Source organism: Alcanivorax jadensis T9, assembly GCF_000756655.1.
Taxonomy (GTDB): Bacteria; Pseudomonadota; Gammaproteobacteria; order Pseudomonadales; family Alcanivoracaceae; genus Alcanivorax; species Alcanivorax jadensis.
In genome coordinates this window covers 192,887-201,822 of the sequence record NZ_ARXU01000006.1, presented here as the reverse complement: position 1 = coordinate 201,822, position 8,936 = coordinate 192,887, and the positions used below count along the sequence as shown (strand labels likewise).

Below are 8,936 nucleotides of genomic sequence, written 5' to 3'. Positions count from 1 at the left end.
TGTCCGTTAAAGCGGGTGAGGATCAGGGCGCGGTTGCGCCCCTTGTTATGCAGAGGCTCCCTAGATTCCCAGTTCGTCCAGCTCTGCCAGCAGATCCTGGTGATGGCTCTTGGTTTTGAACTTGTCCATTACCTTCAGCAGCTTGCCGTCCTTGCCGACGATAAAGGTAGTACGGATGAGCCCCATGAATTCCTTGCCCATGAACTTCTTCATTCCCCAGCAACCATATTTCTCCGCGGTGGCGTGGTCCTCATCGGACAATAGGGTGAAGTTCAGATCATGCTTGTCGATAAACTTGGGCAAACGGGCAACCGGGTCCGGGCTGATGCCAAACACGACCACGCCACGTTTTTCCAGCTCAGCCCTGGTATCGCGAATGCCGCAGGCCTGGGTGGTACAACCCGGGGTGAGCGCTCTGGGGTAGAAGAAAATCACCACCGGGTTCTTGCCCTTGAAGGATTTCAGTTCAACCGGATTGCCGTCCTGATCGGGCAGTTTGAAGTTGGGTGCCAGATTACCAATCTTGGGATGTGCCATATCGAGTCCGTTTCTCTTTCATGCTGTTGATGGTTTTACCGTGCGGCGGTGCTTAGCGTTTCGGTGTCATGGTGGCGTCCAGATTGCGCGCCTCGCAGAAGTCCAGGAAGGCCTCGCGTAATTCGGCCACTGATTGTTCCGCGTTCATGCTCAGCACCAGGTGAAGGCTGAACATGCGGGTGCCGGTGTGGGGAGCGGCATAGGTGCCGGTATGCAGATCATCGATGTTGATGCTGCGCCGGGAAAAGAAATTGGCAATTTCATGGACGATGCCCGGATTGTCCATGGCGACCACTTCCACCTCGTAGGGCAGGGCTCGGGCCTGCAGATCACGTGGGCGGGTACGTTTCAGGGTGATCAGCAGGTCCAGTTCGCTGGCCAGGTTGTCCCGCTCCGCTTCCAGTCGGTCCAGGGTGGCGTCACTGCCGGACACCAGCATCAGTACGGCAAACTCGCCGCCCAGCACGGTCATGCGAGAGTCGAGGATGTTGCCGTTGTGTTCCAGTACTGCCCGGGAAAGGGACTCCACGATGCCCGGGCGGTCTGAACCCAGGGCCGAGATAACGATGAGTTGTTCCATGATGCGCTCCGCAGGCATTGTCGTCTTGTTTGGTGAGAGTTTAGAGGTTGCAGGTTTTTTCTGCACGGGTGCAGGAGTCAGGCATCTGGCGTCCAGCGTTTTCGAGGTTTACCATAGCGCCCTTCGGTCCGGTGCACCGGAATAATCGCGATTGCGCCCCATTGGCGTAAAACAGGAGACAGGCATGATCCGTGGCAGCATTGTAGCGCTGGTAACCCCCATGCGCGCAGACGGAGCAGTGGACTGGGAGCGTTTGCGCGCCCTGGTGGACTGGCATGTGGAGCAGGGCACCCACGCTATTGTGGCGGTGGGCACCACGGGCGAATCCGCCACCCTGGGTTTTGAAGAGCACGACAGTGTAATTCGTGAGGTGGTGGCCGCGGCCAAGGGCCGCATCCCGGTGATCGCCGGTACCGGGGCCAACAACACCGAAGAAGCCATTCGTCTGACCCGTGACGCCAAGCGTGACGGCGCCGATGCCTGCCTGTTGGTAACTCCTTACTACAACAAGCCGCCCCAGGAAGGCCTCTACCAGCATTATCTGGCGGTGGCCCGGGCAGTGGATATTCCGCAGATTCTCTACAATGTGCCGGGCCGTACGGCCTGTGATCTGTTGCCGGAAACCGTGGAGCGGCTGAGCAAGGTGCCCAATATCATTGGCATCAAGGAAGCCACCGGTAACCTGGAGCGGGCCCGTGAAATTCGCGAGCGTTGCGGTGACGATTTTATGCTCTATTCCGGCGATGACGCGACCGCCATGGATTTCATCCTGGCGGGCGGTCATGGCGATATCTCGGTGACCGCCAATGTGGCCCCGGCCAAGATGGCGGCTATGTGTGAAGCGGCCCTGGCAGGCGACGCGGATAAGGCCCGTACATTAAATGCGGAACTTGAGCCCCTGCACCGTGATCTGTTTATTGAAGCCAGTCCGATCCCGGTGAAATGGGCACTGTATGAAATGGGCCTGATTGACCTTGGTATCCGCCTGCCGTTGGTGTCGCTGTCAGAAGCGGCCCAGCCGCGATTGCGTGAGACCATGCGTCAATGCGGCCTGCTGGAGGTTAAATGAAGAAAGCGGCGTTAACGCTCGCCCTGGTGGTATCCGCAGCATCCGGCTGTAGCTGGTTGCCGGACAGCAGCCTGAATTATCGCAATGCGCAAATGCTGGAGCCTATCCAGGTTCCTGAAGACGGCGTATTCATCGGCGAGCAGCCGCTTTATGCGGTCCCGCGTCAGGAAGAGCGTCTGGTGGGCCGTGGTGAAGATGAGAAGCGCTTTGAGGTGCCCAAACCGCCACAGCTGGTGGTTCTGGGTGGCGCTGATGAGGACGAGTCACAGCAACCCGCCCCCAAGGATGCGTCCTCGAAGGCGATTCTGGCCCGTGATGGTAACGGCTACCCGATTATCATGATGTCCACCCGCTTTGCCTGGGCCTGGGAGTATGTGGGTGACGCCCTGGGTAACACCGACCTGAAGATCAGCGACCGGGACCGTGAAGTGGGTATTTATTACCTGAAGGTGCCTGAGCGCTATACCCTGGGTGCCAAGACCGCGCAATTGAAGCTGAGTCATACCACCAATGGTATTCAGGTGGCGGTATTGAATGAAGAAGGCACCGCGCTGGTGGAAAAGACCCCGGGCCAGGCCATTCTTGAACGCATTTTTGAAGAACTGAATTAAGTATCATGAAGCTGGCATCACTGGGCAGTGGCAGTAAGGGTAACGCCACCCTGGTGGAAGCGGACGACACCCTGGTGTTGATCGACTGCGGGTTTACCGTCAAGGAAACCGAGCAGCGACTGGCAAGATTGGGGCTGGCTGCGGATCAGCTCAGTGCCATTCTGGTAACCCATGAGCACGGCGACCATATCCGCAGTGCCGGGGCGCTGGGCCGCAAGACCGGTTGCCCGGTCTACAGTTCCTTTGGCACCGCCAGCGCGGTGCAGGGCAAACGCACCAGTCTCAGCGGTGCAAACTGGCAGGAAGTACGGCCGGGGCGTGCCTTTACTGTAGGGGCGTTGCAGATTCTTCCGGTCCTGGTGCCCCATGATGCCCGCGAGCCCTGCCAGTACCGCTTTACCTGGCAGGGACGTACCCTGGGCGTGCTCACTGATCTGGGGGCCATTACTCCCCATGTGGTAGAGGCCTATCAGGATTGTGATGCGCTGGTGCTGGAATGCAATCATGACGCGCAGATGCTGGTCCACGGTCCCTATCCGCCGTCGTTGAAACGGCGCGTCGGTGGTATGTTGGGGCATCTGAGCAATGATCAGGCTGCAGCGCTGCTGCGCCAGGCCAATGTGGATCGCCTGCAGCATCTGGTGTTGTCGCACCTGAGTGAACAGAACAACACGTCCCGGCATGCACTGGATGCCATTGAGCGGGTAGTGACCCGCGGGCGTGAACGAATTGGCGTTGCCAGTCAGACGGAAGGGTTTGGCTGGCTGCAAGTACATTAATACTGACCCGAGTAAAGGCCTTTCCATGGAAAAACGCGACGAGTTGTATGCCGGCAAAGCCAAGTCTGTGTACACCACCGATGACGCGGACAAACTGATCATGCTGTTCCGCGACGACACCTCGGCCTTTGACGGCAAGAAGAAAGAGGCGCTGGCGCGTAAGGGAGCGGTGAACAATCAGTTCAATGCTGCCATCATGGAAAAGCTCAAGGCGGCGGGCATTCCCTGTCACTTCGAGCAGATGCTGTCGCCGGTGGAATCGCTGGTGAAAAAGCTGGAAATGATTCCGGTGGAGTGCGTGGTGCGTAACATTGCCGCCGGCTCTATCTGCCGCCGCCTGGGTGTGGAAGAAGGTCTGGAACTAACTCCGCCCACGTTCGAATTCTTTCTCAAGAATGATGATCTGGGTGACCCCATGGTCAACGACTTCCATATCCGCAGTTTCGGCTGGGCCACCGATGAGCAGGTGGCACAGATGAAAACCCTGACTTTCCAGGTTAACGAGGTGCTTAAGCAGCTGTTCCTGGACGGTGGCATGTTGCTGGTGGATTACAAACTGGAATTCGGCGTGTTTAATGGTGAAGTGCTGCTGGGCGATGAATTCAGCCCCGACGGTTGCCGGCTGTGGGATAAGAACACCCGCGAAAAGCTGGACAAGGATCGTTTCCGCCAAGGCCTTGGTGGCGTGGTGGAAGCCTATGAAGAAGTGGGGCGTCGATTGGGGATGCAGTTTCAATACTGATTCACGGCGTCTCGTACACGTTCGAACAACACCCTGAAGAATAATAAGGAGCAACTATGAAATCGGTAATGCGTCTGGCGGCGGTGGGCCTGCTGGCAGCCACCCTGAGCGGCTGTTTCCTCACTAAACTGGCAACGACTCCCATGCGACTGGTGGGTGCCGCTGGCTCCGTGGTGGGCGCCGTGCTGTCGATTATTCCGGTAGCCGGCAACGCCGCGGATGAAGCGCTGGAAAAAGTGGATGGGGCCATCGATTCCACCGCTGACAGCATCGACAAAATTCCGCTGTAATACTGGCCCCAGGCCCCCGCGAACGACGGGCCTGGGGTTTGCGTGCTTGTAATCCGCGGGGGGGTTGTGAAAAATACAGTCTCCCTGGCCCGCTTGCGGCCTGACCAGGCGTAAACAGCCCTGGCTCAATAACAACAATAACCGGAGTTCGCCATGCACCGCTGGCTACTATCCTTCCTCATGCTCATGCCTGTGCCGGCTGTGGCAGATGACCTGCTTATCGGCCTGGGCTACCTCAATGGTCTCGCCGGGTTGAACTTGGAGTGGGCCACCGAACACAACAGTTTCTACGCCATGCCGTCCGTATACCTGGATTCTGGTGGTTTGGACACTGATGAGCCTCGCTGGGTGGCGGGCTGGCGCCATAAGATGGAGCGCGGCCTGATGTCCGAGAACGGTTTCTACACCGGCCTGATGGCGGGGGACCTGGGTGGCGAGAGCCACTATGAGCGCCTCGGTGTCGGAGTGGAACTGGGCCACCAGTGGGTCAAACCCTATTCTCGCTGGACCGTCAGTGCGGCGGTAGGAGCCATTGAAGCTTTGGATTGTGACGAATACGAAGTGGCGTTTCGCTGCGACACCGAAGAAGAGCGTGACAATAACGACCTGGATGTAGAGCCGGTCGTCGTGCTGGGTATCAGCTTCAGTCTGCGGCGCTGATCCTCAAACCTTCCTGCGTTTCCCTTTGCAAGTGGCTGTGATGGCTCAATAAAGCCGCGCGGGCGCTTGCATTTTTCTGTTTGCTCCGATTCAGGGCAAGAGTTTTGCACAGCGTTTAACCGTTTTTCAGGCCTTGAGTGAATGTTCTTGTCTAACTTGTTGATTTGCGGTGAGTGATTGATAAGTTGCTGTTTCTAAAGGCTTTAACAAAACGGCCATTTTTTCATCATTCTGGGGAAAGGGTAGGAAAAATCGGCGCTGGCGGAAGTTCCTGACAGTCTATGCACAAAGTTATCCACAGATGTTGTGAGTAACTTTTTTGCTCAACACAGTGGCGGCAAACCGTGTTGACATGGCGCTTGTCGCGCATTCACATTGCCGCGTATGCGGCAAACAAGACACCGCTGCTCAGCGCCTCAGCATGGGAAGGGGTCGCCAGGGTTGGCTGAGCAATTGCTGGCCGCTGAGCTTGAGTAGCAGGCGATGAAAACCCACGTTGGGGAAGGCCCGTTTGATCAGCCGAACCCGGGTCATGGGGACGCCGAAGCGCATCAGGCCCAGACTCACATCGATCCAGTCTGCGCGTCGAAACACTTCGGCCAGGTTTGTCGGGTCGTCGTGATAGCGGCTGATCTTATGATGATTCAGGATCATGGCGCGCACCATGGCACGGTGGTGACCCAGTTTCTGCTCTTCCAGATAATGTTCCGCCAGGCGGGCAGAGGGCTGTAGATAATCGAACGTCCCGGCCAGCCAAATGCCGGCATCGTGGAAGAAAGCGGCAACTTCCAGGGCTTCCTGTTCCTGGTCGTCCAGTGTCTTCTGTGCGGCCACCAGATTGACAAGACGGTAGACATGGTTGCGGTAAGGAGTCTGCTGCTTTCCGAAGCGTTCCGTGTACTGATCAAAGAGTGAGTCCACACGGGGTAATTGCGTAATCAGGTCTGGGGACATCCTGTGTACCTGGTGATTCTTTATTGTTGTGCCCGGAGGCAGCCTTTCTCTTTCATAGTGGCCAGTAATACCGCTGAAATCCAGAGGAGTAGGGAAAAATTGCGAGCGTGGACACATCTTGTTGCTGGTGATTGTAGGCAATTGGTTTCCCGCTATTGGAGCTCGGGCACCCTTGTTCTATAGTCAGACAAGAATTTTGGGATTGTTCAACAAGCAATGGGGCTGTAGCTGTACCGGCGGCGATTGCGGTGCGGAAACAGAGCATGCTGTTGAACGCTGCAAGAGATCCCTCTAAGGAGTACCCGTGAGCTTCAAAGCCAAAGAAAGCCTTTCCGAGCAGATTGCCCAGCACTTGGCAAAGCAGATTATCCATGGTGACATGCTGGCCGGTGATCGTATCCAGGAGCTGCGTGTGGCCGGCGAGCTGGATGTGAGCCGTGGCTCCGTCCGCGAGGCCCTTCTGATCCTGCAGCGTCGCCAACTGATCGATATCCTGCCGCGCCGCGGGGCGGTGGTGAAGGAAATGTCCGAAGCCCATGTGCGCAGCCTCTATGAGGTGATGCAGGTGTTGCTGGGGTTGGTGATCCGCAAGGCCATCAAGGTGGTGCGAGAAGAGGATCTGGATGCTTTTATCGAGCTGGTTCATGGTCTGCAGGTGGCGGCGGAAGAACGGGATCTGGATGCTTTCTTTGTGCTCAGTTTCCAGTTCCTTGAGCATGCCTACCCGTTTGCCCGCAATGTGTTCGTGGAAGACATCCTTATCAACATGCAGCCGGCCATGCAGCGGGCCTATTTCATGGCCCTGCACCTGGAAGCCGACGAAGTGAAGGAATGCCTGTCGTTCTTCAAGGCCCTGGTGGAAACCATCTTCCGCCGGGATGTTCGCTCGGCGCTGGAAATCATCCGGGAGTTCGCCGAGCACCAGTCGGAGCTGGTGGAGGAATCCATCACCCGCGCCCGCCAGATCGAAACCGCCTGGGGATCTCGCCGCCGCAAATAAATTGACCCTTGCCCTGCGCGGCCAAGCTGCATAGAATTGCCACCCTCTTCAGGTACATGGCACAGAACATTGCCCTGGAGGTTGCCATAGAACCGTAGCTCAGTTGGTTAGAGCGCCGCCTTGACATGGCGGAGGTCGGCGGTTCGAATCCGCCCGGTTCTACCAAGATTCAGGAAAAAGGGTTTGTCGCAGCGATGTGGCAAACCCTTTTTTCGTTTAGCCCCTTTTTCACGCCGCCCTGTAGAATACCGACACCCTGGAGCCGACGAGAACGTTGGGATGCCTGACGCCGACTATCTTGGGGCTGCCCGCCCAACACTGATTCTGTATCTGCCTCACCGGCCGAACGGCCTTGAACAGTTACAGCAATATCCTGACGCTGCCGAATTGGTGGCGGCGAACTCCAATCACTGGCGCAAGATCGTGAACTTGCTTGCCAAGGTGGCTTGTCCGGTGGCGCAGGAATGGCGGCATTACCGGGATACGTCCCTGTTCCAGAAAAGCGCACTCTGCTTTGCGCCGGCACTGGCGAACGGTGAATGCTGGCACTGGATCGGCGGCAAGGAGAATCTACTGCGGTTTGCCGGGTTACCGCACAGGGCCCGGCCGCTGGATCGTGCTCCCGGTGTTTTCGTAGACGCAGAGCGTCGCTTGTTGTTGACCCCTTATCCGGATTATCGCCAGCTCAGTAATGCGTTGGTGGCGCAGTTGCGTCTTTCCCTTGAGGAGCAGGGTTTCTATAGCGGGGCTCGTTCATGAGGCAGCCATATTTTCTCGGATGCCCGCAATGGCAGCACCCGGACTGGAATGGCCGTCTGCCTGCCGGCGGCAGTCCTCTGAGTCGTTATAGCCGGGTGTTCAATAGTGTCGAGGGTAATACCACCTTCTACGCCATGCCGTCATACAGGCAATGTGAACAATGGCGGGCCCAGGTGCCGGAGGATTTCCGGTTCCTGTTCAAGTTTCCCCGACAGATCACTCACGATGGCCTGTTGAAGGGTGTGGGTGGGGAGGCGAGAGGGTTTCTGGATCTGCTGGCGCCACTGGCGGATGTGCTCGGGCCCATGTTGCTGCAGCTTCCTGCTGCCTTCGGACCGGAACGGCTGGGGGACTTGTGGCGTTTTGTGGAGGCGCTACCGGCACCGTTTGAATGCACGGTGGAGGTGCGTCACCCGGATTTCTTCGCCAAGGGGGAAGCTGAAGTGGCCCTCAATCGCGGCCTGCGTGAGCGCCATATAGCGCGGGTCTGCTTTGACAGCCGGGCGTTGTTTGCCGCCAGCGCCAACGATGCGGCCACCCGGGAAGCCCAACGCAAGAAGCCCCGGCTGCCGGTGCATGTGCTGCCGGTGGAGGCGGCGCCGGTGGTGCGTTATGTGGGGCATCCGGACCTGCAGGCCAACCGGTCGTATCTGGCGCCTTGGGTGGAGCGGGTAGCGAACTGGATAACGGCGGGGGAGCGTCCTTACCTGTTTATTCACATGCCGGACAATGGCGATGCCTTGTCACTGGCATTGCTGTGGCATGAGTTATTGCAGGTTCGAGTGGAGGGGCTGCCTGATCTGCCCATCGATACGATGCAGGCCCAGCCGGGTTTGTTCTAAACGTCGTTGTGCTGTGCGCTGTGGGAAATCCGGTGTTTGACTCCGGAGGATGGAGTAGGAGGTTGCTTGCAGCGAACCGTTCGCGTGCAAGTACGCTCCTACAGTTTCAACGA

12 protein-coding genes and 1 tRNA gene are annotated in these 8,936 nt (G+C 57.8%); 10 read left to right on the top strand and 3 right to left on the bottom strand.

Going from position 1 to position 8,936, the window contains the following annotated elements; genetic code table 11:
* Window positions 1-60: 60 nt before the first annotated feature.
* Together bcp and T9A_RS10130 are read right to left on the bottom strand one after the other, a co-directional pair.
* The gene (bcp, locus tag T9A_RS10135; protein WP_035247891.1) at window positions 61-537 is read right to left on the bottom strand and encodes a thioredoxin-dependent thiol peroxidase; all 477 of its coding nucleotides are present in this window, start codon (window positions 535-537) and stop codon (window positions 61-63) included.
* Between the two features lie 52 nt (window positions 538-589).
* Complete coding sequence (locus T9A_RS10130) at window positions 590-1,117, bottom strand: glycine cleavage system transcriptional repressor (RefSeq protein WP_035247889.1); 528 nt, start codon at window positions 1,115-1,117, stop codon at window positions 590-592.
* 184 nt (window positions 1,118-1,301) lie between these two features.
* Between T9A_RS10130 and dapA the strand changes: the two genes are divergently transcribed.
* The 6 genes from dapA (at window position 1,302) to T9A_RS10100 (ending at window position 5,268) form a co-directional block, all read left to right on the top strand.
* Entirely contained in the window at window positions 1,302-2,186 is an 885-nt protein-coding gene (gene dapA / locus T9A_RS10125) for a 4-hydroxy-tetrahydrodipicolinate synthase (RefSeq protein WP_035247887.1), read from the top strand.
* Window positions 2,183-2,797 carry an NlpB/DapX family lipoprotein gene (gene bamC / locus T9A_RS10120; RefSeq protein WP_035247884.1) on the top strand — a complete coding sequence of 205 codons (615 nt, stop codon included), beginning with the start codon at window positions 2,183-2,185 and terminating at the stop codon, window positions 2,795-2,797. Before dapA ends, bamC begins: the two co-directional genes overlap by 4 nt.
* Before the next feature lie 5 nt (window positions 2,798-2,802).
* Window positions 2,803-3,576: an MBL fold metallo-hydrolase gene (locus tag T9A_RS10115; protein WP_035247881.1), complete on the top strand. Its 774-nt coding sequence runs from the start codon at window positions 2,803-2,805 to the stop codon at window positions 3,574-3,576.
* A 25-nt stretch (window positions 3,577-3,601) separates the two neighbouring features.
* Entirely contained in the window at window positions 3,602-4,318 is a 717-nt protein-coding gene (gene purC, locus T9A_RS10110) for a phosphoribosylaminoimidazolesuccinocarboxamide synthase (RefSeq protein ID WP_035247878.1), read from the top strand.
* 56 nt (window positions 4,319-4,374) lie between these two features.
* Window positions 4,375-4,608 carry a DUF6726 family protein gene (locus tag T9A_RS10105; protein ID WP_035247875.1) on the top strand — a complete coding sequence of 78 codons (234 nt, stop codon included), beginning with the start codon at window positions 4,375-4,377 and terminating at the stop codon, window positions 4,606-4,608.
* Between the two features lie 153 nt (window positions 4,609-4,761).
* Window positions 4,762-5,268, top strand: coding sequence for a hypothetical protein (locus tag T9A_RS10100; protein WP_035247872.1), 507 nt, complete (start codon window positions 4,762-4,764; stop codon window positions 5,266-5,268).
* A 408-nt stretch (window positions 5,269-5,676) separates the two neighbouring features.
* Here T9A_RS10100 and T9A_RS10095 read toward each other — a convergent pair whose 3' ends face one another.
* Window positions 5,677-6,222, bottom strand: coding sequence for an HD domain-containing protein (locus tag T9A_RS10095; RefSeq protein WP_035247870.1), 546 nt, complete (start codon window positions 6,220-6,222; stop codon window positions 5,677-5,679).
* A gap of 304 nt (window positions 6,223-6,526) precedes the next feature.
* On the opposite strand from T9A_RS10095, the gene T9A_RS10090 reads away from it, so the two are divergent.
* The 4 genes from T9A_RS10090 to T9A_RS10075 all read left to right on the top strand — a co-directional run bounded on the left by T9A_RS10090 (window position 6,527) and on the right by T9A_RS10075 (window position 8,823).
* Complete coding sequence (locus T9A_RS10090; protein ID WP_035247869.1) at window positions 6,527-7,222, top strand: GntR family transcriptional regulator; 696 nt, start codon at window positions 6,527-6,529, stop codon at window positions 7,220-7,222.
* Between the two features lie 88 nt (window positions 7,223-7,310).
* Window positions 7,311-7,387 (top strand) — tRNA-Val (locus tag T9A_RS10085).
* 114 nt (window positions 7,388-7,501) lie between these two features.
* The gene (locus T9A_RS10080; RefSeq protein ID WP_035247868.1) at window positions 7,502-7,981 is read left to right on the top strand and encodes a DUF6942 family protein; all 480 of its coding nucleotides are present in this window, start codon (window positions 7,502-7,504) and stop codon (window positions 7,979-7,981) included.
* Window positions 7,978-8,823 (top strand): DUF72 domain-containing protein, encoded by an 846-nt coding sequence (locus T9A_RS10075; RefSeq protein ID WP_035247866.1) that lies wholly within the window; start codon window positions 7,978-7,980, stop codon window positions 8,821-8,823. Before T9A_RS10080 ends, T9A_RS10075 begins: the two co-directional genes overlap by 4 nt.
* Window positions 8,824-8,936: the final 113 nt, after the last annotated feature.